17 protein-coding genes and 1 other RNA gene are annotated in these 23,401 nt (G+C 72.3%); 7 read left to right on the plus strand and 11 right to left on the minus strand.

The window, feature by feature from the left end:
* The first annotated feature begins 127 nt into the window (after positions 1 to 127).
* Together DEI99_RS10315 and DEI99_RS10320 are read left to right on the plus strand one after the other, a co-directional pair.
* A complete protein-coding gene (locus DEI99_RS10315; RefSeq protein WP_258369476.1) occupies positions 128 to 1,468 on the plus strand; it encodes an O-acetylhomoserine aminocarboxypropyltransferase/cysteine synthase family protein in 1,341 nt (446 codons plus the stop codon).
* A gap of 2 nt (positions 1,469 to 1,470) precedes the next feature.
* Positions 1,471 to 2,775 (plus strand): LLM class flavin-dependent oxidoreductase, encoded by a 1,305-nt coding sequence (locus tag DEI99_RS10320; protein WP_111042277.1) that lies wholly within the window; start codon positions 1,471 to 1,473, stop codon positions 2,773 to 2,775.
* Between the two features lie 13 nt (positions 2,776 to 2,788).
* Here the strand turns inward: DEI99_RS10320 and DEI99_RS10325 are convergent, their stop codons facing one another.
* The 8 genes from DEI99_RS10325 to DEI99_RS10360 form a co-directional block, all read right to left on the minus strand.
* Complete coding sequence (locus DEI99_RS10325; protein WP_181434489.1) at positions 2,789 to 3,649, minus strand: hypothetical protein; 861 nt, start codon at positions 3,647 to 3,649, stop codon at positions 2,789 to 2,791.
* Between the two features lie 168 nt (positions 3,650 to 3,817).
* Positions 3,818 to 4,194: a transfer-messenger RNA gene (ssrA, locus tag DEI99_RS10330) on the minus strand.
* Positions 4,195 to 4,290: 96 nt separating this feature from the next.
* Positions 4,291 to 4,767 (minus strand): SsrA-binding protein SmpB, encoded by a 477-nt coding sequence (smpB, locus tag DEI99_RS10335; RefSeq protein WP_111042275.1) that lies wholly within the window; start codon positions 4,765 to 4,767, stop codon positions 4,291 to 4,293.
* 270 nt (positions 4,768 to 5,037) lie between these two features.
* Complete coding sequence (ftsX, locus tag DEI99_RS10340; RefSeq protein ID WP_111042273.1) at positions 5,038 to 5,952, minus strand: permease-like cell division protein FtsX; 915 nt, start codon at positions 5,950 to 5,952, stop codon at positions 5,038 to 5,040.
* Positions 5,949 to 6,707 carry a cell division ATP-binding protein FtsE gene (gene ftsE / locus DEI99_RS10345; RefSeq protein WP_071253760.1) on the minus strand — a complete coding sequence of 253 codons (759 nt, stop codon included), beginning with the start codon at positions 6,705 to 6,707 and terminating at the stop codon, positions 5,949 to 5,951. Before ftsE ends, ftsX begins: the two co-directional genes overlap by 4 nt.
* A gap of 51 nt (positions 6,708 to 6,758) precedes the next feature.
* Entirely contained in the window at positions 6,759 to 7,868 is a 1,110-nt protein-coding gene (prfB, locus tag DEI99_RS10350) for a peptide chain release factor 2 (RefSeq protein WP_071253906.1), read from the minus strand.
* A 175-nt stretch (positions 7,869 to 8,043) separates the two neighbouring features.
* Positions 8,044 to 8,505 carry a hypothetical protein gene (locus tag DEI99_RS10355; RefSeq protein WP_146247153.1) on the minus strand — a complete coding sequence of 154 codons (462 nt, stop codon included), beginning with the start codon at positions 8,503 to 8,505 and terminating at the stop codon, positions 8,044 to 8,046.
* 10 nt (positions 8,506 to 8,515) lie between these two features.
* The gene (locus DEI99_RS10360; RefSeq protein WP_111042269.1) at positions 8,516 to 9,304 is read right to left on the minus strand and encodes an alpha/beta fold hydrolase; all 789 of its coding nucleotides are present in this window, start codon (positions 9,302 to 9,304) and stop codon (positions 8,516 to 8,518) included.
* A gap of 292 nt (positions 9,305 to 9,596) precedes the next feature.
* Between DEI99_RS10360 and DEI99_RS10365 the strand changes: the two genes are divergently transcribed.
* Positions 9,597 to 10,277 carry an HAD family hydrolase gene (locus tag DEI99_RS10365; RefSeq protein ID WP_111042267.1) on the plus strand — a complete coding sequence of 227 codons (681 nt, stop codon included), beginning with the start codon at positions 9,597 to 9,599 and terminating at the stop codon, positions 10,275 to 10,277.
* Here the strand turns inward: DEI99_RS10365 and DEI99_RS10370 are convergent.
* On the minus strand, positions 10,274 to 11,437 hold the full coding sequence (locus DEI99_RS10370; protein WP_111042305.1) for a cysteine desulfurase family protein: 1,164 nt from the start codon (positions 11,435 to 11,437) through the stop codon (positions 10,274 to 10,276). The genes DEI99_RS10365 and DEI99_RS10370 overlap by 4 nt on opposite strands.
* Before the next feature lie 59 nt (positions 11,438 to 11,496).
* Between DEI99_RS10370 and DEI99_RS10375 the strand changes: the two genes are divergently transcribed.
* From DEI99_RS10375 to glgB, 3 genes are all read left to right on the plus strand, one after another.
* On the plus strand, positions 11,497 to 13,572 hold the full coding sequence (locus DEI99_RS10375) for a glycogen debranching protein (protein WP_111042265.1): 2,076 nt from the start codon (positions 11,497 to 11,499) through the stop codon (positions 13,570 to 13,572).
* 286 nt (positions 13,573 to 13,858) lie between these two features.
* Positions 13,859 to 15,859 (plus strand): alpha-1,4-glucan--maltose-1-phosphate maltosyltransferase, encoded by a 2,001-nt coding sequence (locus DEI99_RS10380; RefSeq protein WP_258369472.1) that lies wholly within the window; start codon positions 13,859 to 13,861, stop codon positions 15,857 to 15,859.
* Positions 15,856 to 18,405: a 1,4-alpha-glucan branching protein GlgB gene (gene glgB, locus DEI99_RS10385; RefSeq protein ID WP_284180797.1), complete on the plus strand. Its 2,550-nt coding sequence runs from the start codon at positions 15,856 to 15,858 to the stop codon at positions 18,403 to 18,405. Before DEI99_RS10380 ends, glgB begins: the two co-directional genes overlap by 4 nt.
* Before the next feature lie 185 nt (positions 18,406 to 18,590).
* Here the strand turns inward: glgB and DEI99_RS10390 are convergent, their stop codons facing one another.
* Together DEI99_RS10390 and DEI99_RS10395 are read right to left on the minus strand one after the other, a co-directional pair.
* Positions 18,591 to 19,589, minus strand: a complete 999-nt coding sequence (locus tag DEI99_RS10390) for a tetratricopeptide repeat protein (RefSeq protein ID WP_111042969.1) — start codon at positions 19,587 to 19,589, stop codon at positions 18,591 to 18,593.
* Complete coding sequence (locus tag DEI99_RS10395; RefSeq protein WP_111042968.1) at positions 19,586 to 21,328, minus strand: DUF8094 domain-containing protein; 1,743 nt, start codon at positions 21,326 to 21,328, stop codon at positions 19,586 to 19,588. Before DEI99_RS10395 ends, DEI99_RS10390 begins: the two co-directional genes overlap by 4 nt.
* 183 nt (positions 21,329 to 21,511) lie before the next feature.
* Here DEI99_RS10395 and DEI99_RS10400 point away from each other — a divergent pair, with 183 nt between their 5' ends.
* The gene (locus DEI99_RS10400) at positions 21,512 to 23,350 is read left to right on the plus strand and encodes a coiled-coil domain-containing protein (protein ID WP_181434539.1); all 1,839 of its coding nucleotides are present in this window, start codon (positions 21,512 to 21,514) and stop codon (positions 23,348 to 23,350) included.
* The last annotated feature ends 51 nt before the right edge of the window (positions 23,351 to 23,401 follow it).

Here is a 23,401-nt window from a genome sequence, read left to right on the forward strand (position 1 = left end):
CGCAGCCCCGGGCACCACCACGCCTGGGAAGACCGTCGGAGGCCGCCGTCGTAACCGGACGTCGTGTTCACCACGACCCGGTCCGGGACTGCGAGGCTGACCGCGTCCCCGACCCAGGAGGTGTCCCGTGCCGAACGACCACCGCGGCTTCACGACCGAGCAGGTGCACGGCGGCGTCGTGCCCGACGTCGCCCACGGCGCCCGCGTGCCGGCGATCCACATGTCCTCCGGGTTCCTCTTCGACGACGCCGCCCAGGCCCGCGACCGCTTCGCCGGCACCGACGACGGCTACACGTACACGCGCCTCGGCAACCCGACGAACGCCGACGTCGAGCGGCGCATCGCGCTGCTCGAGGGCGGCGTCGAGGCGATCCTCGTCGGCAGCGGTCAAGCGGCCGCGGCGATCACGTTCCTCGGACTCCTGCAGGCCGGCGACCACGTCGTCAGCGCCCGGAGCATCTACGAGGGCACCAGGGGGCTGCTCGTGCAGAACCTCGGCCGACTCGGCATCGAGGTCGACTTCGTCGCCGACCAGCGCGACCTCGACGCGTGGGCCCGGCTCGTCCGCCCGACCACGAAGGCGTTCTTCGCCGAGTCGATCCCGAACCCGAAGAACGACGTCCTCGACATCGCCGGCGTCGCCGGCACCGCGCACCGCGCCGGCGTGCCCCTCGTCGTCGACAACACCCTGGCCACGCCGTACCTGGTCCGGCCGATCGAGCACGGCGCCGACATCGTCGTGCACTCGGCGTCGAAGTTCCTGTCCGGCCACGGGTCGGGCCTCGGCGGGGTCGTCGTCGACGGCGGCACGTTCGACTGGTCCGCCACCCCCGGTCGCTTCGACCACCTGACCCGCCCGGAGCGGTCGCTCGGCGGCGCGAGCTACGTCGAGCGGCACGGCGCCCGCGCGTGGATCACCGCCACGCGCGACGACGTCGCCTCGCGCATGGGGCCGACCGCGTCCCCGTTCAACGCGTTCCTGCTCCGCCAGGGCCTCGAGACCCTGTCCCTGCGCGTCCAACGGCACAGCGCGAACGCGCTGGCCGTCGCGACCTTCCTGGACCAGCAACCGGACGTGACGGGTGTCGACCACGCAGGCCTGGCCTCCAGTCCGTTCCACGACCTCGCCCAGCGGTACCTGCCCCGGGGAGCCGGGTCGGTCTTCTCCTTCACGCTCGCCGGCGGCGAGCCCGCCGCACACGCCTTCATCGACGCGGTGCAGCTGTTCAGCCGGATGACCCACCTCGGCGACGTCCGCTCGCTCATCCTGCACCCGGCGACCACGACGCACGCCGGCCGCACGCCGCAGGAACGTGCCGACCTGGGCATCCACGACGGCCTCGTCCGGCTGTCCGTCGGCATCGAGGACGTCGAGGACCTGGTCGAGGACCTGGAGCGCGGCTTCGCGGCGGTCCGGGGACCGTCGGGGCGCACCGCCACGCAGCACGTCGTCGCCGGGGCGGTCTGACCGTGGCGGCGCTGCAGCACTTCGGGTACTTCTTCTCGCGCGGCTTCGGACCGCAGGCGTGGGGCCGGTCGGACTGGGACTGGGGCCACGACTGGACGAAGCCGGAGCTCTACCAGCAGTCGGTCCGGACACTCGAACACGCCGGCATGGACCTCGTCATCGCCGAGGACGCCGTCTCGCTCGGCGACCCCGCGACGCTCGACCTGCGGATTCGGCAGGCCTACGGCGGCCCGAAGCACGACCCGCTGCTGCTCGCGCCGTGGTTGTTCGCCGCGACGTCGCACATCGGCATCGCCCCGACCGTGAACGCCGGCATCACCCCGCCCTACCTGGCGGCACGGCAGTTCGCGACGCTCGCGCACCTGTCCGGCGACCGCCTCGGCATCAACGTCGTCACCGACACCGGCAGCGCCCGGCACGTCGGCCTGGCACCGATCCCGCACGACCAGGCCTACGACCGGGCCGAGGAGTGGCTCACGCTCGTCCGGCGGCTCTGGCACTCCTGGGGCTCCGGGTACGTCGGCGACGCGTCGGACTGGACCTTCGCGGACGGCGATGCGCTCGACGCCTTCCACCACGAGGGCGCCCACTTCACGGTCGACGGGCCGCTCAACGCCCTGCCGCTGGACACCGACCCCGTCGTGGTGTCCCCCGGTGGCTCCGGCCGAGGCCTCGGGTTCGCCGGTACCCACTCGGACGTGCAGCTCGCGCTCGCTCCGCTGTCTGCGTCGGCCGTCCGCGAGTACCGGAGCCGGGTCACGGACGCCGCGGCGTCGGCCGGCCGCTCCCCGTCCGACCTGCGCGTGCTGTTCGTGCTCAAGCCCGTCATCGTGTCGTCGTCCGCCGAGGCCGACCGGCTCGTCGAGGCGTCCGCGCACCCGACGGACGCCGACCTGCGGGCCGCTGCGGTCGCCTGGTCGAGCGACTCCGAGACCGACCTGCTCTCGCTCGACCTCGACGCTCCGATCCCGGCCGGCACCTTCGGCGACCACGTCTCCGCCGGCACCGTCCGTGGCCTGGTCGGTGACACCCCGGACGCCCCGCTGCGGGAACTGCTCACGCGGAAGGCCCGGCTCGGGCGGGTGTCCGAACGCGACGGCTTCGTCGGCACAGCCGAGGAGTTCGCGGACTTCATCGAGGAGCTCGGCAGCGACGCCGACAACGACGGCATCATCTTCTCCGGCGACCTGCACCCGGCGCAGGTCCACCGGATGTTCGGGGACCTGGTGCCGGCGCTCCGACGCCGTGGACTCCTGCGACGGGAGTACGGCGCCGGAGGGATCCGGGCGAACCTGTTCGACTTCTAGGGCGGCGGGGCGGCTAGCGCTGCTTCGACTTCTTCTTGTCGGACTTCTTCTTGTCGGACTTCTTCTTGTCCGACTTCTTCTTGTCGGACTTCTTCTTGTCCGACTTCTTCTTGTCCGACTTCTTCTTGTCGGACTTCTTCTTGTCGGACTTCTTCTTGTCGGGCTTGTCCGACTTCTTCCCGCCGGGCTTCTTGTCCTTACCCGACTCCTGCTGCTCGGACTGCTCCTGCTCGTCGGTGGACTGCTGCTCGTCCATCGCCGGGACCACGGGCTGCTCGGCTGCGGTCGGCTCCACCACGACCACCGAGCCGGTGTCCTCGAGCGCGTCGACGGGTTCCTCGGTGAGCTCGGTCGCCAGGGCGTCCTCCACCCGCTCGACCGTCACCTCGGCTCCGTCCTCGGCGAGCCGGACCAGCGCCGACGCCGCCCGCAGGCGCGTCGTGCTCTTCCGGGCGAGCACGTCCGCGCGCGCCCCCTCGAGGAAGGCGCGGAGTGTCCGCTCCGGCACCGAGCGGCCCCGGGGTGCGGCACGGTCCAGGCGGTCGAGCTCCCCCGCGACACCGGCGGCGTCGTCGGCGACCGGTTCGTCGCGCACCGCAGCGACGAGCGAGGCGACCGCTGCGGCGGCACGCTCCACCGCGGCACTGCGTTGGTCGAGCACGACGAGCATCTCGAACGTCGATCCGTACGACACCGTCTCGAGCCGGACCGGCTCGGCACCGCGCCCGCGGACGACCAGGCGGGCGTCGGGCGTCGGCAGCCAGGCGGTCAGGGCAGCCACGGTGGCGACCGACCCGACGATCCGCTCGTACTCGGCGAGTCCCACCCGCTCCTGTTCCTGCAGTCGGACTCGGATCGCGATCTCCTGCACCACGTGCTGGCCTCTCGTTCGGGTTCGGCGCGGGCGGGGTCCCGCATCCGACCCCGGAGCGTAGTCCGGCCGGGTGGCAGGACGACGAACGCCCCGCGACCGTCCGGGGAGGACGGTGGCGGGGCGTTCGTCGTGGAGACTCGGCGTGACAGCGGCTCGACGGCCGGCGAATGGTGGAGATGGGGGGAATCGAACCCCCGTCCATCGCTGCAATTCGACGTCTTCTACGGGCGTATCCGGATGATTCGTTCTGCTCGGCCCCGTCCTTTGCTACCGGCTTCTAGGACGACGGGCCCAGTCTCAGTGCAAGTCCCGCACGGCCCTGAGGCGCAACCGTGCAGCAAGTCCTCTGGATGACGCCGGGATCAGGTTAGGGGACGGTCACCTGGCCGACGGACTTCATGTGCTGGGCTGCTTACGCAGCGAGAGCGAAGTCAGTGCGCTTGGAATTGGCACTTGTTGTTTTCCACGGATCGTTCACGAGATGACCGTGGGTCCTCGGCCCGCTTCCCGTCGGCACACAGGCAATGTCGAAACCGATCATCCCCATGCGGGCCGGACGTGCGAGCCGCTGTCACGCTGTTGAGTTGCCGATGCCCCCGGAGGAGCAGTCCCCCAGTCTAGTCGACCGAGGTGTTCCGACGCTACTCGCCGACGCGGTTCCGCGTGCGCATCGCCCGCTCGGCTTCGCGCTTGTCGGTCTTCTCACGCAGGGCCTGCCGCTTGTCGAACTCGCGCTTGCCCTTGGCGACGGCGATCTCGACCTTGGCGCGGCCGTCGTGGAAGTAGATCTGCAGGGGCACGAGCGTGTAGCCGCCCTGCGCCGTCTTGTGCGAGATCTTCACGATCTGCTGCTTGTGGAGCAGGAGCTTGCGCTTCCGTCGCGGCGAGTGGTTGTTCCACGTGCCCTCGGTGTACTCCGGGATGTGCACGGCGTCGATCCACGCTTCGCCACCGTCGATGTAGGCGTACCCGTCGACCAGCGACGCCCGTCCCATGCGCAGGGACTTCACCTCGGTGCCGGACAGGACCATGCCCGCTTCGTACGTGTCCTCGATGAGGTAGTCGTGCCGGGCGCGACGGTTCGTCGCGACGATCTTTTCCCCGCGTTCCTTCGCCATGACGGACTCCTCTCGATTCGGCCGCTGCACTGCGCAGCCCTACAGACTACCGAACACCGTCGGCCCCGTGCACCTTCCCGGCGCGCCGACGTCGGCAGGAGACCTCCGGCGGCGGCAGGAGACCGGCGGCGTCGACAGGAGACCGCCGGCGTCGGCAGGAGACCGCCGGCGTCGACAGGAGACCGCCGGCGCCGGCAGGACGCCGCCGTCGGCGAGGCACCGCCGCCGACGTCGCGGCGAGGCACGGCGGCCGGCGGCGCGGCGCGGCGCTCAGACCTTCAGGTAGCGCCGGATCGCGATCGACGCCGACACCGCCGCGAGCAGCACCCCGATCACGATGACCGCGGGCACGACGATCGCCGCGTCCCCCATGCCGATGAAGGCCGTCCCGGTGAAGCGCTCGGCCAGGAAGTTCCGGACGAAGAACCAGACCACGGCGGTGATCGCACCGCCGGCCAGGACCGCACCGATGGCGGCCGCGATGACCCCCTCGAGCACGAAGGGTGTCTGGATGAACCGGTTCGACGCGCCGACCAGGCGCATGATGCCGAGCTCCCGCCGTCGGCTGAACGCCGACAACCGGATCGTCGTCGCGATGAGCAGCACCGCGGCGACGAGCATGAGCGCCGCGACGCCGATCGCCGTGTAGGAGGCCGCGTTGAGCAGGTTGAAGATCGGCTGCAGGTAACCGCGTTGGTCGACGACGCTCTGCACGCCGGCGACCTTCGACAGGCTCTCGACCAGGACGTCGGCCTGCGACGGGTTCTTCAGGTTCACCCAGAAGGTCTCGTTGAGGTACTCGGGCTTGACGAACTCCGTCGCCGCCGAGTCCTTGAACTGCTGCTTGAACCGGGCGAACGCCTGGTCCTGGTCCTCGTAGTACGTCTTCTCGATGTACGGCTGCAGCGTCGACGACTCGAGCTGAGACTGGATCTGCTTCCGCTGGTCCTCGGTGGCCTTGGCCCCCGTGCAGTTGCCGGTCGTGTCGGTGTCGGTGCACAGGTACACCGCGACCTGCGCCCGGTCGTACCAGTAGCCCTTCATCTGGTTGATCTGCATCTGCAGCAGGATCGCGGTGCCCACGAACGTGAGCGAGATGAAGGTCACCAGGACGACGGAGACCACCATCGAGGCGTTGCGGCGCAGGCCCGAGCCGACCTCGGACATGACGAGTCCGAGCCTCATCGGATGAGCCCCGGGATCGTCTGGATGCCGGTGGTGTTCGAGACACCGGCACCACGCTGGATCGGCACGGCCTGGGTCTGGTAGCCGCCGGACTGCTCGTCGCGCAGGACGGTGCCGTTCGAGAGCTCGATGACCCGGCGCTGCATCTGGTTGACGATGCTGGCGTCGTGCGTCGCCATGAGCACGGTGGTGCCTCCCTGGTTGATGCGTTCGAGGAGCGCCATGATGCCCGCCGACGTGGTCGGGTCGAGGTTGCCGGTGGGCTCGTCGGCGAGGAGCACCGACGGCTTGTTCACCACGGCGCGCGCGATGGCGACGCGCTGCTGCTCACCACCGGAGAGCTCGTGCGGCATGCGCGTGGCCTTGCCGGCGAGCCCGACGAGCTTGAGGACGTCGGTGACGGCCTCGCTGATGAAGCCCTTGCTCTTGCCGATCACCTGCAGCGAGAACGCGACGTTGTCGAAGACGTTCTTGTTCGGCAGCAGGCGGAAGTCCTGGAAGACGACGCCGAGGTTCCGCCGGAAGTACGGCACCTTGCGGGACGCGAGTGCGCCGAGCCGCTGCCCGAGCACGTGGATCTGCCCGCTCGTCGGCTTCTCCTCCTTGAGCACGAGGCGCAGGAAGCTGGACTTGCCGGACCCGGAGGCGCCGACGAGGAACACGAACTCGCCCTTGAGGATCTCGAGGGTGAGGTTGTCGAGTGCCGGACTCGGGTTGCCCGAGTAGACCTTGGTGACCTGGTCGAATTTGATCATGACCGGATCAGGGTAGGTCGCCCTGCCTGGAACACGAGCGAGGCGCGCGGCTCAGGAGCCGTCGGATTGCTTCCGCCACCGGATGCCGGCGTTGATGAACCCGTCCAGGTCGCCGTCGAACACGGCTGAGGGGTTGTTCACCTCGTGCTCGCTCCGCAGGTCCTTCACCATCTGGTAGGGCGCGAGGACGTAGGAGCGGATCTGGTCGCCCCAGCTCGCCGTGATGTTGCCGGCGAGCTCCTTCTTCTTCGCGTTCTCCTCTTCCTTCTTCAGCAGGAGCAGGCGCGACTGCAGCACGCGCATGGCGGCCGCACGGTTCTGGATCTGCGACTTCTCGTTCTGCATCGAGACGACGGTGCCGGTCGGGATGTGCGTCAGGCGCACCGCGGAGTCGGTCGTGTTGACGGACTGCCCACCGGGCCCCGACGAGCGGAACACGTCGACGCGGATGTCGTTCTCGGGGATGTCGATGACGGCGGTCTCCGGCATGAGCGGGATGACCTCGACCGCGGCGAACGAGGTCTGGCGCTTGCCGGCGGCGCCGAAAGGCGACATGCGGACGAGTCGGTGCGTGCCGGCCTCGATCGACAGCGTGCCGAAGGCGTGCGGAGCGTCCACCTCGAAGGTGGCCGACTTGATGCCGGCCTCTTCCGCGTAGGAGGTCTCCATCACGGTCGTCTTGTAGCCGTGCTGTTCGGCGTAGCGCAGGTACATGCGCATGAGCATGTCCGCGAAGTCCGCGGCGTCGACGCCACCGGCACCGGCACGGATCGTGATGACGGCCGGTCGGTCGTCGTACTCGCCGTCGAGCAGGGTCTGCACCTCGAGGTCGCCCATGGTCTTCTGGATCGCCTTGAGCTCGGCGGCCGCCTCGTCCGCGGCCTCCTGGTCCTCGGCCTCGTTCGCCATCTCGACGAGCACCTCGAGGTCGTCGATGCGTGCCTCGGTGTCGGTGATCTTCTTCAGCTCGGCCTGCCGGTGCGAGAGCGCGCTCGTCACCTGCTGCGCGTGCTCGACGTCGTCCCAGAGGTCCTGGGCCCCGGCCTGTTCGCTGAGTTCGGCGATCTCGCGCTGCAGGCGGTCGACGTCGACCACCGAGCGGATGTTGCCGAACGTCACGCGGAGGGCGGAGAGCTGCTCGGAGAAGTCCAGTTCGACCATGGTCATCGATCCTACCGGCGTGGCCGGCGGGTTCGCGTCGCGCCAGCGACGCGCCGGTCGTACCGAGCGACGGCCGAGACGTCGGACCGGTCGGGAGGCCCGGTGCGGCTCCGGCACGCCGGTCGCGGTCCGCGCCGTGGTGCGTCCGCCCCGCGCCCGCACCGAGCGGTGCGGGTCACGCCTCCGGTCCGGTCGGCCGACGCCGGTGGCGGGCCCGGGCGACCAGCACGAGCGCGGCACCCGCGGCCGCACTCGCGAGCAGGAGGCCGGCACCGAGCGCCGCCGTCCCGGACCACCCGATGAAGACCGCGTGGACGAGCAGGCCGGCCCCGACCGCGAACGCCGTCAGCAGCGCGGCGTACAGCGGCTCACGCCACGGCGGACCGGCGAGGGACCGTCGGTCCAGCGAGAGCCCCCGGTCGGCTCGGTCCCGCGCGGCTCGCTGTCGGTCCTGGATCGCGAGCCCGGTCGCCGGACCCCAGAAGGCCACGAACGCCGTGCTGACCGACGGCTCCAGCAGCACCAGCGCGGCGAACGTCACCACCGCTCCGCCGAGGTTCCACCACGGGAACACCCGTCGGAGCGGGACCGCCCACCGGCCGTCCCGCGCGGCACCGCTGTCCGAGGTCGCCATCACGCTCTCGACCCTACGCACCGGTCCGGACGCGGGGGCGTGTGCCCCCCCCCCCGCTGCCGCCGCGCTGCATCGTCTGCCCGCCTGTGAGGACCGGTTCCCCGGGCAGCACCGTACGGTGACCGGCTGCTGCTGCTGCGGTGACGAGGACCGTCCCGAGCCCTGCGGCGGACCGCCGGGCCACGATCCGGTCGGCGCTGTCGCGGCTCGGCCAGACCTGGTCGTCCCCGCCTGCGACGAGCAGGAGCTTGCGTATGCCGTCCACACGGATCGTGGCACGCTCTGTGCGCGCCGGGTCCCGTCGGTACGAGCGCTCGTAGCGCGGTCGGAACCTCGGCGGAACCTCCCGGTCGGAGTCGGCCGGGTCGACGGCGACGAAGGGCAGCGGCTCGCCCCCGAGCGTCCAGTGCGAGCGTGGCACGCCGCTGGCGTCCGGCCACGACCAGACGACGTCCGACGGCGCGAACGCGACGACCCCGGCGACCCCCGGCTGCCCGCCCACGAGCAGGGCGGCCTCCGACCCGAGCGACGTCCCGACGACCCACACCCGGTCGCTCGTGGTCCGCAGGCGTTCGATTCGGTCGACGAAGGACTCGAGCGGGACCTCCCACGGACCGTCGTGCTGTCGGGGGCCGCCGAACCACCGGAAGGACTCGGCGACGAAGCCGTGCGCCGCGAACCAGGCCGCGCGGTCGACGTCGACCCGGCCGCTCGAGCCCGCGATGACGAGGGCTGCGTCGCCCGACGGCACGTCCGGGACGAAGCGCACCCCCTCGGGGTCACGGAGTGCGACTCGGTCCATGCCCCCATGCTCCCCGACGTCGCGCGGCGCCGACAGTGCTCGTCGCACGCTTCCGGCGTCGGCCGTGGAACCGCGACCGCCGTCGTCCCACCCGCGCGCTGACCAGGACGACGGCCGCGCAGACGGACCTGAGGGCCCCGAAGGCCCGTTGGCCGGCGTGGATCACGAGCGCGATCGTGACCCTGACGAACAGGACGCCGAGCAGTCGTGGTGGTGACAGCGCAGGCAGTGGAGTCCGACAGCGCGCCGTCCCTCGCCCCCGAGACGGAGCCGTGGTCGGTACGCTCCGGGCATGAGCCCGCGCGGCATCGTCTTCTTCGACATCGACGGCACGCTCGTCCCGTCGCGGTCGAGCAGCAGTTTCCTCGCCGAGCGGCTCGGACACCTCGAGGAGCTGAACGCCGCCGAGGCGCGGTACGCGGCCGGTGAGGCCACGAACCACGAGGTCAGTGTGGTCGACGCGGCCGGGTGGCGCGACGTGGAGGTCCGGACCATCGCGGGGTGGCTCGACGAGCTCCCGCTCATCGCCGGCATCGACGACGTCGTGGCGTGGTGTGCGCACCACGAGGTCGAACCCGTCCTGGCGTCGCTGGCCTGGGAGCCGGTCGGTGCGTCGATCGCGAGGCGTCACGGCTTCACGGCGAACGGCGGTCCGCGCGTCGGCGTCGACGGCACGGTCCACGACGGCACCGTCGCTGAACACCTCGACGAGTACGGCAAGCGGGACCGCGCGCTCGCGCTGGCCGCGCAGCGTGGTGTTGCGCCGGACCGGTGTTGCGCCGTCGGCGACAGCCGGTCGGACCTCCCGCTCTTCGGCTCGGTCCCCACGTCGTTCGCCCTGAACGCCGGTCCCGATGCGCGTGCTGCCGCGTCCGTCTCGATCGAGACCGGAGACCTCCGTGACCTCATCCCCTGGCTCGATCGGTGGGAGCGCGGCCTCGGCCGGAGGGACGGAGCGCGGACCCCGGGCTAGCGCCCGAGCAACGGCTCCCGCGACGCCATGCCGGCGGCACCAGCCCGCGCGACGGCGTCCGGCAGGGCGGCAAGGAACGCGTCCACGTCGGCCTCGGTCGACGTGTGGCCGAGGGTGATCCGGAGCGCCCCACGGGCGTCCTGCTCGGTCAGCCCCATGGCGAGCAGCACGTGCGACGCCTCGGGCACGCCCGCCTGGCAGGCCGAACCCGTGGAGACCGCGACGCCGGCGGCGTCGAGCAGGAACAGGAGCGAGTCCCCCTCGCAGCCGGGGAACGTGAAGTGCGCGTTGCCCGGCAACCGGTCGACCGGGTCGCCCATGAGCACGGCCGAGGGCACCGCCGCGAGCACACCGGCGACCAGGCGGTCGCGCAGGGCCTGCACCGAGGCGTGTGGCGTCGACGCCGCGACGCCGAACGCCGCGGCCGCGGGGGCGTCCTGCGTGCCGCTCCGGACCTGCCGCTGCTGCCCGCCGCCGTGGATGAGGGGTTCGACCGTGGCCTTGCGTCCGAGCACGAGTGCGCCGATGCCCACGGGGCCGCCGATCTTGTGGGCGGACACGCTGAGCGCGTCGAGGCCGGAGGCAGCGAACGACACCGGCACCTGCCCGTAGGCGGCGACCGCGTCGCTGTGCACGGGCACGCCGGCGGCGTGCGCGAGTTCGACGATCCGCGACACGGGCTGGATGGTGCCCACCTCGTTGTTCGCCCACAGGAACGTGACCAGGGCGACGTCCGAGGCGTCGGTGAGTCGGGCCTCCAGTCCGGCCAGGTCGACGCGACCCTGCGCGTCCAGCGGGACCACGTCGACGACCGCGCCCTCGTGCGTCTCCAGCCAGGTCAGGGTGTCGACGGTGGCGTGGTGCTCGCCGCCCGGCACGACGATGCGGGGTCGCCGGCGGTCGCGCTGGCGTGCCCAGAACAGGCCCTTCACGGCGAGGTTGATGCTCTCGGTCCCGCCGGAGGTGAAGACGACCTCGACCGGGTCGGCGTCGAGCGAGCGCGCGACGGCGGCGCGGCCGTCCTCGAGCAGCATCTTGGCGCGCTGGCCGGCGCTGTGGATCGAGGAGGGGTTGCCGACGGTGCCGAGCGCGTCGGTGAACGCGGCGAGCGCCGCGGGCAGCATCGGCGTCGTCGCGGCGTGGTCGAGGTAGACGGACACGAGCACTCCTTGGGATGAGCGATGTCCAGGATACGCGCCGGTCCTCGTACCCTGGTCGCGTGCACCAGACAGCGACCGACCACACGCCGGGGTTCTCCCTCGGGGGTTCCGTGCCGCGGTTCTCCCTGCGTTCGGCGACCGCGACGAGCGTCGTGCTCGTCGTGGCGGCAGCGTCCGACGGCGGTGTGACCCGCCACCCGCTCGACCGCGTGGCGGGGACCGACGTGTGGACCGGCGAGGTCCCCGGCGTCGCTCCGGGCGACCGCTACCACCTGCTCGTCGACGGACCGGTCGGGCCGCGGCACGGGTTCGACCCGGCCCGTCCCCTGCTCGACCCGTACGCCCGCGGGATCCTGCCGACGGGGGACGACGAGGCGGACGGTCCCCGGTGGACGAGCGTCGTCGTGGACGACGCATTCGACTGGGGCGGCGTCGTGAAGCCGCGGGTCCCGCTCGACCGTGCCGTCGTGTACGAGGCGAACGTCCGCACCCTGACCGCTGCGAACCCGCACCTGCCGGAGCACCTGCGCGGCACGTACGCCGGGGTCGCGCACGAGAGCACGATCGCGCACCTGCACCGCATCGGGGTCACGACGCTCGAGCTGCTGCCGGTGCAGGCGTTCGACACCGAGCGGTGGCTCCGCGACGCCGGCCGGCAGAACGCCTGGGGCTACAACACGCTCGGGTTCTTCGCCCCGCACGCGGCGCACGCCTCGGCGCCCGCGCAGCAGGAGGGCGCCGACGCCGTCCTGCGCGAGTTCAAGGGCATGGTCCGGCTGCTCCACGAGGCCGGCATCCAGGTGGTGCTCGACGTCGTCTACAACCACACCGCGGAAGAGGGCCTCGGCGGTCCGACGACGAGCCTGCGCGGCATCGACGGTGCGAACCGCTACCGCTGGGCGGCTTCCGCGCCGCCCTACCGGGACGGCTACTACGACACCACCGGGTGCGGGAACACGCTCGACACCTCGGTCGGGGCGACGGCGGACCTCATCGTCGACAGCCTGGTCTACTGGGCGCGCGAGGTGCAGGTCGACGGGTTCCGCTTCGACCTGATGGCCGCACTGGCCCGCGACGGCGAGCACCGGTTCGACCCGTCGCACCCGCTGCTCGAGCGGATCCGGAACCACCCCGACCTGCAGGACACCCTGGTGATCGCGGAACCGTGGGACGTCGGTCCGGACGGCTGGAAGACCGGCGCGTTCGGAGCCGCGGGGCCCCGGACGAGCGAGTGGAACGACGGGTTCCGCAACACGGTCCGGCAGTTCTGGCTCACCGACATCGCCGAGGAGCGCCGCACCGGCTTGCCGCAGACCGGCATCGGCGGGCTGGCCGAGGCGCTGACCGGGTCGCGGAGCACGTTCGGTGCCGACCGCGGTCCCCTGGCGAGCGTGAACTTCGTCACCGCCCACGACGGCTTCACCCTGCTCGACCTGGTGTCGTACGACGGCAAGCACAACGAGGCCAACGGCGAGGACAACCGCGACGGTTCGAACGACAACCGCTCGTTCAACCACGGCACCGAGGGCGACACCGCCGACCGCGGGGTCCGGGCCGCGCGGGGCAGGTCGATGCGCAACCTCGCGGCGACGCTCATGCTCTCGGCCGGGGTGCCGATGCTCACCGCGGGCGACGAGCGGAGCCGCACCCAGCACGGGAACAACAACGCCTACGTGGTGTCCGACGACCTCACCCCGGTCGACTGGTCGGACGACGAGGACGCCGAGACCATGACCGAGGCCGTCGCGGCCCTGGCCCGACTGCGGCAGGCGCACCCGGCGCTCCGCCCCACCCGCTTCGGCGTCGAGGGGCAGGAGACGCCCGGTGCCTCGCGGATGACCTGGTACGGGCCGGACGGCCACCCGATGACCGTCGAGGGCTGGGACCAGCCGGTGCACCGCGCCCTGCAGTACTTCGTCGAGTCGACGCCCGAGCACGAGCCCGCCGACCGGGTGCTCGTCGTCGTGCACGGCAGCGGCCGCACCCGCGACCTCACCCTGCCGGTGCGCGAGGACGTCCTCGGGTACCGCCTGGCCTGGTCGAGCGAGAAGCACCGCGACCACGAGCGACTCCGGCCCGCCGGCCAGGTGTTCACGGCGTACGGCCCGGGCATCCACCTGTTCGAGGTGGCGTAGGCGCCGGGGCCGCGGCCGGGGCCGGCGCGCGCGGCACCGGCCGGCGGGGCGGCGTGCGCCTCCTGCGCGCCGCGCCCCGCTGCGGTCGTCGTGCCCCGGAGCGACGGGGTGCGACGACCACAGCGGGGCGCGGTCCGGGGCCCGGCCGACGGACGGACGGGAGGCCCGTGGCGGCCCCGACCCGCGCCTCCCGTCCGTCCCTCCACAAGCACGGACGGTCGGCGCGCCGTCCACACGACGCGCGTCTCCGGGGAACACACGCCCCCTTCCGGGTAGCGTCGCCTCCGTGGCCATCGCAGACCGACCCCGACGCCCGAAGATCGGGCGCATCCCGATCACCGAGCTCGCCCCACGGACCCCGAACGGGTTCCCCGCCAAGGCCTTCGACGGCGAGGTGATCACGTTCGGTGCGACCGTCTTCCGAGAAGGACACGGCATCATCGGCGCCGACCTCGTCCTCGAACGCCCGGACGGTGGCACCCGCACCGTTCCGCTGACGCTCGTCTCCGCCGGTACCGACCGCTACGAGGCGACCGTGCAGGTCGACCACGTCGGCGTGTGGACCTGGCACGTCGAGTCGTACTCCGACGACTGGGCCACGTGGTTGCACGCCGCGCGGCTGAAGATCGCCGCCGGCGTCGACACCGAGGCGACCCTGCTCGACGGCGCCGTGCTGTTCGACCGCCTCGCCGAGGAGACCGGCTCCCCCGCAGCCACCCGCGCCGCGGAGCGCGTCCGCGACACCGACCTCGAGCCGGCCGAGCGCCTCGCCGCGGTCGACGACCCGCGCATCGTCGCCGAGGTCGAGGACGCCCCGCTCACCTCGCTCCGCACGTCCTCGCCGACGCAGCTGCTCGACGTCGAACGCACCCGCGCCGGCGTCGGCGCCTGGTACGAGTTCTTCCCCCGCAGCGAAGGCGCGAAGAAGAACGCCGACGGCTCCTGGAAGAGCGGCGACTTCCGCACCGCGGCCCGCCGCCTGCCGGCCGTCGCCCGGATGGGCTTCGACGTCGTCTACCTGCCGCCGATCCACCCGATCGGCACCACCGCGCGCAAGGGCCCGAACAACACGCTCACCCCGGGCCCGAACGACCCGGGCAGCCCCTGGGCCATCGGCTCCGCCGAGGGCGGGCACGACGCCATCCACCCGGACCTCGGCACCGAGGACGACTTCCGCGACTTCGTCGAGACCGCGAAGAACACCGGCATGGAGGTCGCGCTCGACTTCGCCCTGCAGTGCTCCCCCGACCACCCCTGGGTCACCGAGCACCCGGACTGGTTCACGCAGCGCGCCGACGGCTCCATCGCGACGGCCGAGAACCCGCCGAAGCGCTACCAGGACATCTACCCGATCCAGTTCGACTCCGACCCGGAGGGCCTCGTCACCGAGGTGCTCCGCGTGCTGCGCCACTGGATGGCGTTCGGCATCAAGATCTTCCGCGTCGACAACCCGCACACGAAGCCGCTGTGGTTCTGGGAGCGCGTCATCCGCGAGGTCCGCGACGAGCACCCCGACACGGTGTTCCTCGCCGAGGCGTTCACCCGCCCGGCGATGATGCGTGCCCTCGCCGAGACCGGGTTCCAGCAGTCCTACTCGTACTTCACGTGGCGGAACACGAAGGAGGAGATCGAGGAGTACTTCCAGGAGCTCTCGCACGAGACGAGCGACTACCTGCGCCCGAACCTCTTCGTGAACACCCCCGACATCCTCACCGAGTACCTGCAGTACGGCGGCCGTGCCGGCTACAAGGTGCGCGCGGCGCTCGCCGCGACCGGTGCGCCGACGTGGGGCATGTACTCCGGCTACGAGCTCTTCGAGGACGTCGCCCGTCCCGGCTCCGAGGAGAACATCGACAACGAGAAGTACGAGTACAAGCCCCGCGACTTCGCGCTCGCCGAGGCCGAGGGCGCGTCCCTCGCCCCGTACGTGACGATGCTCAACCGGTTGCGCGCCGCGCACCCCGCGCTGCGCCAGCTGCGGAACCTGCACGTGCACACCGCCGAGGACCCGGCGACCGTCGTGTACTCGAAGCACCTGCCCGGCGAGTTCAACCGCTCGGGCCGCGACGACACGGTGATCGTCGTCGCGAACGTCGACCCCCACTCGGCCCGCGAGACGACGGTCCACCTGGACCTCGCCGCGCTCGGCCTGCCGGCCGACGGCCAGTTCGACGTCCGCGACGTCGTGACCGGGCAGCGCTGGGTCTGGGGATCGTCGAACTACGTCCGCCTGGACGCGTTCCAGGAACCCGTGCACCTGCTCGTCGTGGAAGGACCCCACCGATGACGAACGACCCGACCGCCTCCTCCGCCCCGACCCCGGACCGGGGGCCGGCCGTGCCGCCGGTCCAGCCGCCGCCCCCGCCCGTCCCGCCGCGCGCCGCACCGGCGCCCCGGTACGAGCCCAAGGTGTCCGCTCCGGACGAGGACCTGCCCGGTGCCCCGGCCGCACCGCGCGAGTCCCCGGACCGCGACGTGCACGAGTCCGCCACCCTCGCCGGACACCCCGGCGACGCGGCGCACCCGCGCGGCCCCGTCGCCGCCGCGGCTCCCGTGCGCCCCGGGATCCAGCCGGGAGGCCCGACACCCGTCGTGCCGCCGACCTCCGTACCCGGTGGGTCGGCCGCCACCCCCGCTGCCGGTTCCGAGGCCGTGTCCGGCCCGCGTCCGGCCCCGATCGAGGACTGGCTGCGCCAGCAGGTCGCCGAGGGCCGCTGGTCGCAGCCCCACGACGTCCTGGGGCCGCACCCCGTCGACGGCGGCACGAGCGTCCGCGTGGTCCGCCACCTGGCCCGCGCCGTCCGGATCGTCCGCCCCGACGGCGACGACGTCGAGCTGACCCACGAGGGCGACGGCCTCTGGGCCGGTGCCACCGCCGGCGACCTCGGCCGGTACCGCGTCGAGGCCGACTACGACCACGACGAGTCGACCGACGAGGACGACGCCACCTGGACCACCGACGACGCGTACCGGTTCGCGCCGACGCTCGGCGAGCTGGACCTGCACCTGTTCGGCGAGGGCCGTGACGAGCAGCTCTGGCACCACCTCGGCGCGCACGCCCGCACGGTCGACGGCGTCGACGGGGTCGCCTTCGCGGTCTGGGCGCCCCGCGCCACCGCCGTCCGGGTGATCGGCGACTTCGAGGGCTGGGAGGGCCGCACCACCGCGATGCGCCGCCTCAACGACCTCGGTGTCTGGGAGCTGTTCTGGCCCGGCGCCGTCGTCGGACAGCGCTACAAGTTCCAGATCCTCACCGACTCCGGGTGGGTGGAACGGGCCGACCCGTTCGCCCGCCAGGCGGAGATCGCCCCGGCGACGGCCTCGGTCGTCACCGAGTCCACCTACACGTGGTCCGAGGGCGACGCTGCGTGGATGGAGCGCCGGGCGCAGACCACCACCCACGACGCCCCGATGAGCGTCTACGAGGTGCACCTCGGCTCGTGGCGCCCGGGCCTGTCGTACCGCGAGGTCGCCGACCAGCTCATCGGCCACGTGCAGTACACCGGCTTCACCCACGTCGAGTTCCTGCCGCTCGCCGAGCACCCGTTCGGCGGCTCGTGGGGCTACCAGGTCACCGGGTACTACGCGCCGACCGCACGCTACGGCTCGCCGGACGACCTGCGCTACCTGATCGACCGCCTGCACTCCGCCGGCATCGGCGTGATCATGGACTGGGTCCCCGGGCACTTCCCGAAGGACGAGTGGGCCCTCGGCCGCTTCGACGGCTACGCGCTGTTCGAGCACCCGGACCCCCGCCGCGGCGAGCAGCTCGACTGGGGCACCTACGTCTTCGACTTCGGGCAGCCGCAGGTGCGCAACTTCCTGGTCGCGAACGCTCTGTACTGGCTCGAGGAGTTCCACATCGACGGCCTGCGGGTCGACGCGGTGGCCTCGATGCTCTACCTCGACTACTCCCGCACCGACTGGCTGCCGAACGTCCACGGCGGCCGCGAGAACCTCGACGCGATCGCGTTCCTGCAGGAGACGAACGCGACGGCGTACAAGCGCTACCCGGGCATCGTGATGATCGCCGAGGAGAGCACCTCGTGGCCGGGTGTCACCCAGCCGACGAGCGCCGGCGGGCTCGGGTTCGGGCAGAAGTGGAACATGGGGTGGATGCACGACTCCCTCGAGTACGTGCAGCGCGACCCCGCGTACCGCAGCTACCACCACGACGAGATCACGTTCTCGTTCGTCTACGCCTTCAGCGAGCAGTTCACCCTGCCGATCAGCCACGACGAGGTCGTGCACGGCAAGGGCTCGCTCATCGGCAAGATGCCGGGCGACGAGTGGCAGAAGCTCGCGAACGTGCGTGCCTACCTCGCCTTCATGTGGTCGCACCCCGGCAAGCAGCTGCTCTTCATGGGGCAGGAGTTCGCCCAGCCCGCCGAGTGGTCCGAGGCGAAGGGCCTCGACTGGTGGCTCCTCGACCAGCCGGGCCACCGTGGCGTGCAGGACCTCGTCGCGGAACTGAACCGCGTGTACAAGGACTCCCCCGCGCTGTGGACGCACGACAGCACCGCCGAGGGCTTCGAGTGGATCGAGGGCGGTGACGCACCGCACTCGACGATCGGGTTCCTGCGGAAGGCCGGCGACGAGCGCATCGCGGTCTTCGTCAACTTCTCCGGCGTGCCGGTGGAGCGCCGCTTCGGTCTGCCGACCGCAGGCGAGTGGCACGAGGTCCTCAACACCGACGCGGCCGAGTACGGCGGCTCCGGCGTGGGCAACCTCGGGGTCGTCACCGCCGAGGAGACCCCGTGGGCGGGCCGACCGGCCTCCGCGCACCTGGTGGTCCCCCCGCTCGGCGCCGTCTGGCTGCGCCTCGCTCCCTGACCCGGGGCAGTTCCGCGCACAGGAAGACAGATCGCGCGGAGGAGGCCCGTCGTTCCGGCCCCCTCCGCGCGTTCCTGAGTCCCACCGCACACGCGGCGGAACGGGACGTCGCGGCGCGCACGCCGAGACGGACGGGAGGCCCGGTGCCAGCTGGCACCGGGCCTCCCGTCCGTCTCGTGGTGTGTCTAGTACAGGGCGCTCGCGAGGCGCCGGCGGGCCGCGACGACGCGCGGGTCCTCGGTCCCGACGAGCTCGAAGTACTCGACGAGCCGCACGCGGAGCGCCTCGCGGTCCTCGCCGAAGACCGTCGGCACGAGGTCGAGCAGCCGGCCGAGGGCGTCCTCGACGTGCCCACCGGCGACGTCGAGGTCCGCCACCGCGAGCTGCGCGGGGACGTCCGTCGGCCCCGCGGCGGCAGCCGCACGGATGTCGTCGGCGGACCGGCCGTCGAGCCGGTCGAGGAGCGACACCTGCGCGAGCCCGGCGACGGCCATTTGGTCGTGCGGGTCCTGCGCGATCGCGGTCTTGTACTCGGCGATCGCCGTCGCGTAGTCGCCCTGCTCGATGGCGTCGTAGGCCGCCTGGTGGTGCGGCGGCAGTGGCTCCGGCTCCGGCTCGCCCTGCTCGGTCGCGTCCGCAGGGGCAGCCCCGTCGACGGTGACCCGCCCGGACACGCCGTTCTGCTCGGCGGCCTGCAGGACCTGCTCGAACACGTCACGCACCTGCGCCTCGGGCAGTGCCCCGACGAACAGCCCGAGGGGCCGTCCGCCGATCACCGCGGCGACGGTCGGGATCGACTGCGCCTGGAACGCCTGCACGAGCTGCGGGTTCGTGTCGGCGTCGACCTTCGCGAGCACCACACGTCCGGCGTACTCGGCGGTCAGCTGTTCGAGGATCGGCGAGAGCTGCTTGCACGGCCCGCACCACTCCGCCCAGATGTCGACGATCACCGGGACGACCGAGGACAGCTGGAGCACGTCCTGGAAGCTCTGGTCGGTGACGTCGAGGACGAGCGACGGGACGGTCAGGTCGCCGCCGGTCTCGGAGCCGTCCACAGCGGCACCCTGCGGCGCCGGGGCACCCGCGGACTGCGGGGGCTGCTGCGGCCGCTGGGCGCGGTCGACGAGGGACGACAGGTCGACGGCTCCACGGAGCCCGGCCGGGGTCGGGGGGATGTTGCTCATTGCACCTCACTTGCTGCGGTCAGGCCCTGCGTGAACCCGAGCAGGACCACTTTGCCACCCGAGGCGACCGGCGGGACGGAGAACAGCAGCTGGACGCTGTACGTCGCGCTGATCCCCTTCTTGCTGCTGTCCACACCGGACAACGCCTTGACGGCACCCTCGGTGTTGACCTCGGCGCCGGAGGCCGTCGGGGTCACCTTCTCGATCTCGTCCAGGTCGGCCGAGACGAGCGCCCCCGCGTCGTCGGTCGCGATGGCGACCGCGCTGTCGGCGGGGACCTCGGACGAGTAGTCGATCTCCGCCGTGTCCGGCAGCGACTTCGCCTTCTTGTCCTTGTAGGCCTTGCCGATCGTGGTGCGGAGCGCGTCGCCCTCGCTCGAGAACAGGTCGGCGTACTCGCTCTTCGCGTCCTTCGACAGGATGTCCGCGTAGGCCGTCGCCACCTGGTCGGGAGCGATCGTCAGGAGCTTCGACTCGGGCGTCAGGAGCGCCGCACCGATCGTGGTCGGGGCGAGGCTCGGGATCTGCGCGTCGGCCTCGAGCGAGACGTCGTAGGCGACCTTGTACGGGTCACGCGCGGAGTCCTGCACGAGGGTCAGCGCCTGCGGGGCGGCCTTCGCGTCGCAGTCCTCGGCGACGATCGTGAACACCGTGCGGGGCCAGGTGTCGGTCTGCTGCGGGAGCGCGACGCAGACCTGACCGGAGGAGATCGTCGGCGGCGCCTTGACCTCGGAGTCCTTGCCGCGGATCGAGTAGTTCGCCAGCCGGAGCTCGAGCGCCGCCCCGCTGAACCGGGTCCGGACGAGGTCGCGGTCCCGTCGGCCGTCGGCTTCCTTCGCCACGTCGGCGATGCGGTCGACGACGCGGCTGATCTGCTGCTTCGTCGCCGCGGTCGGCTCCGTGGTGGTGGCGGCACCGGTCGCCGTCGCGGTCGGCGTCGGGGTCGCGAGCGAGGCGTCGACGCCCTGCGGCCAGTAGTCGGACGAGCAGCCGGCCAGGGTGAGCGCGCCGACGAGGACGACCGGCACGCCGATGAACGCGCGGGAGCTGCGGCGACCGCGCGAGGGGACCTGGGCCCCGGCTGCGGCGGCCCGACGGGACGCACGGACGCGCGGCGGACGGGTGCCACCGCTGCGGCGGCGGGGTCCGCGGCCGCGACGCTGGTGCAGGAACGCGAGGACGAGGAGCACGATCCCTCCGAGGACGAAGACACCACCGGCGACCAGGAGCGGCCCGACGGTCGGTGTGGCGGTGTCGCGGGGCCAGGTGACGGACACGTTGCTCGGCGCCGCGGCCTCCCCGTCGCTGACGATGAGCACGGAGACGTCCTGCGGCAGTCGGACGGTGAACTGCCCGGCGCCGTCCCACTCCTGGTACCAGAGGTCGCTGCCCTCGGGCGAGGGGACGCTCGACTCGGAACCGGTGGTCCGACCGACGAGCGCGGCCTTCTCGGCGTCGAACCGGAGCGTGGTGTGCTCGGCGTCGCCCACCCAGGCGTCCACGTCGGCGGTCTTGCCGTACGCGGCGAACACCTTGCCGGACCCGGAGACGTTGATGCGCTGGTAGCCGGGGTTCGCGTTGAGCGTCGACCCCGGGATGACGGTCACCGGCGCGGAGCTGGTGGTCGAGCTCTGCGCGACGAGGGACGACGGCGGGGCGAACACCGTCCGCTGTCCGACCGCGAGCGCGACGAGCAGCAGGCCGATGACGAAACTGACGATCGCCAGGACGAATCGCACGAACTCTCTCCCTACCGCGCCGGGGTGGGGAGTCGGCGCGCGAATCAGCGACTCAGGATAGCGAGCAACACTGGACGGCGCATCCATCCGCGCTGACGTCGGTCACAGAAGCGGCCCGCCGGGCACCATTACAATCGGTGCGCGGCCCGGACCGGGCCCTCCGCCGAGCACCAGGAGCGACACGTGGCGAACGACGAGGCCGAGTTCGGGACCGAGCTGCGCGGGTACCGCCGCGACGAGGTCGACCGTTCCCTGAACGACCTGCGTCGCGAGCTCATCAAGTCGAACACCGACCGGGCAGACGCCGCGAAGGAGATCCGGCTGCTGCAGTCGCGCGTCTCCGAGCTCCAGGGCGAGCTCGACGAAGCCGGCACCCCGACCTACAGCGGACTCGGCACCCGCCTCGAGTCGACGCTGCGCGTGGCCGAGGAGCAGTCCACCCGCCTCATCAGCCAGGCCGACATCGACGCCCAGCGTCTCCGCGCCTCGAGCCGCGCCGACGCCGAGCGCACCCTGCGCGAGGCCCGCGACGAGGCGTCCGACACCCTCGAGGACGCCCGCACCCGTGCGACCAACGAGCTGACCCGCGCCCGCGCCGAGGCCGCCGACACCGTCGAGCGTGCCCGCGCCGAGTCCGGCCTGCTCACCCAGGACGCCCGCAACGAGGCCGCCGCCATCCGCGGCGCCGCGCTGACCGAGGCAGCCGAGGTCCGTTCGGTCGCGATCCGCGAGACGAACGCCCTCCGTGCCCAGGTCGAGCACGAGGTCGCCGAGCTGCGCGAGGCCGCACAGCGCGCCTCCGCCGACGCCCGCACCGCCGCGGCCGACCTCGACCGCGAGACCGAGCACCGCCGCTCGGTGTTCGAGGCCGACCACACGCGCCGCACCGAGGACCTCGACCGCGAGGAGACCACGCGTCGACAGGCCCTCGAGCGCGAGGTCGCCGAGGGGCGCGCCGCGTGGCACCGTGAGCGCGACGAGGAGCAGCAGGCGCACGCCCTGGCGCTCGAGACCGGCCGCGCCGAGCTCGACGCCGAGGTCGCCCGTCGCCGTGACGAGCTCGACAGCGAGTTCGCGGACCGCCGCCGGGTGCTCGACGAGGACCTCGCGGCTGCCCGCGCCGAGTGGGACCGCGAACTCGCCGCCGCCCGCACGGCCCTCGAGCAAGAGGTCGGCGCGGCCCACGCGCAGCTCCGCGTCGACGAGGAGCAGACCCGCGTCGAGAACGCGCGGCTCGTGCAGGAGACCGCGGAGCGCATCGCCCGCGAACTCGAAGAGCACCAGGACCGCATCGCCCGGGAGCGCGCCGAAGCCGACGCCGCCGCGGGGCGCGCCGTCCGCGAGCACGAGGACACCCTCGCCGCGCGCCGCGAGCGCGAGCACGCCGAGGTCGACACCGAGATCGCGGACCGTCGGACGAACGAGCTCGGCACCCTGGAGGCCGAGCGCACCGCGCTGCGCCAGGAGATCGACACCGCCCGCGCCGACCTCGCGAAGGAGCGCGACGAGGCACGTGCCGAGATCGCCCGCGAGCGTGACGAGGCCCGGACGACGCTCGAGTCCGAGCTCGCGTCACGCCGGGACGACGCCGAGCAGGACTACCTGCAGAAGCACCACGAGACGGTCACCGAGACGCAGAAGTACCTCGACGAGGCGAACCTGCAGCTCGCCGAGGCCACTCGCCGCGCGACCGAGGCCCGCGAGCGGGCCGAGCGTCTGCAGCAGGAGGCCGACGACCTCGAGCGCACCAGCACCACCGAGGCGCAGGAGCACGCCCGCACGATCGTCGCCGACGCGCAGGACCGCGTGCACCGCATGGTCGCGGACGCCGAGGAGCGCACGGCGGGCGTGGTCGCCGAGGCCGAGGACCGCCTGGCGGCCATCCGGACCGAGCGCGACGCGGTGGCCGGCTACCTGGAGAACCTGCGCGGCGTGCTCACGCACGCCACCGGGCTGCTCGGCACGGCGCCCGCCGTGGACGCCACGGACGGGGACGACGCGACGGACGCCACCGACCGCTGACGCGGGCCTGCCTGGAGGCCCGCCCCGCGCCTCCGGGTCGGCCCGCGCCGT

This window comes from Curtobacterium sp. MCLR17_036 (assembly GCF_003234445.2).
Classification (GTDB): domain Bacteria; phylum Actinomycetota; class Actinomycetes; order Actinomycetales; family Microbacteriaceae; genus Curtobacterium.

Bases quoted from the DNA above. Each gene is read 5' to 3' on its own strand.
- smpB (WP_111042275.1), bottom strand. From the start codon at position 4,767: ATGGCGAAGGAACGCGGGGAAAAGATCGTCGCGACGAACCGTCGCGCC.
- ftsX (WP_111042273.1), bottom strand. From the start codon at position 5,952: ATGAGGCTCGGACTCGTCATGTCCGAGGTCGGCTCGGGCCTGCGCCGC.
- ftsE (WP_071253760.1), bottom strand. From the start codon at position 6,707: ATGATCAAATTCGACCAGGTCACCAAGGTCTACTCGGGCAACCCGAGT.
- prfB (WP_071253906.1), bottom strand. From the start codon at position 7,868: ATGGTCGAACTGGACTTCTCCGAGCAGCTCTCCGCCCTCCGCGTGACG.
- DEI99_RS10360 (WP_111042269.1), bottom strand. From the start codon at position 9,304: ATGGACCGAGTCGCACTCCGTGACCCCGAGGGGGTGCGCTTCGTCCCG.
- DEI99_RS10365 (WP_111042267.1), top strand. From the start codon at position 9,597: ATGAGCCCGCGCGGCATCGTCTTCTTCGACATCGACGGCACGCTCGTC.
- glgB (WP_284180797.1), top strand. From the start codon at position 15,856: ATGACGAACGACCCGACCGCCTCCTCCGCCCCGACCCCGGACCGGGGG.
- DEI99_RS10390 (WP_111042969.1), bottom strand. From the start codon at position 19,589: ATGAGCAACATCCCCCCGACCCCGGCCGGGCTCCGTGGAGCCGTCGAC.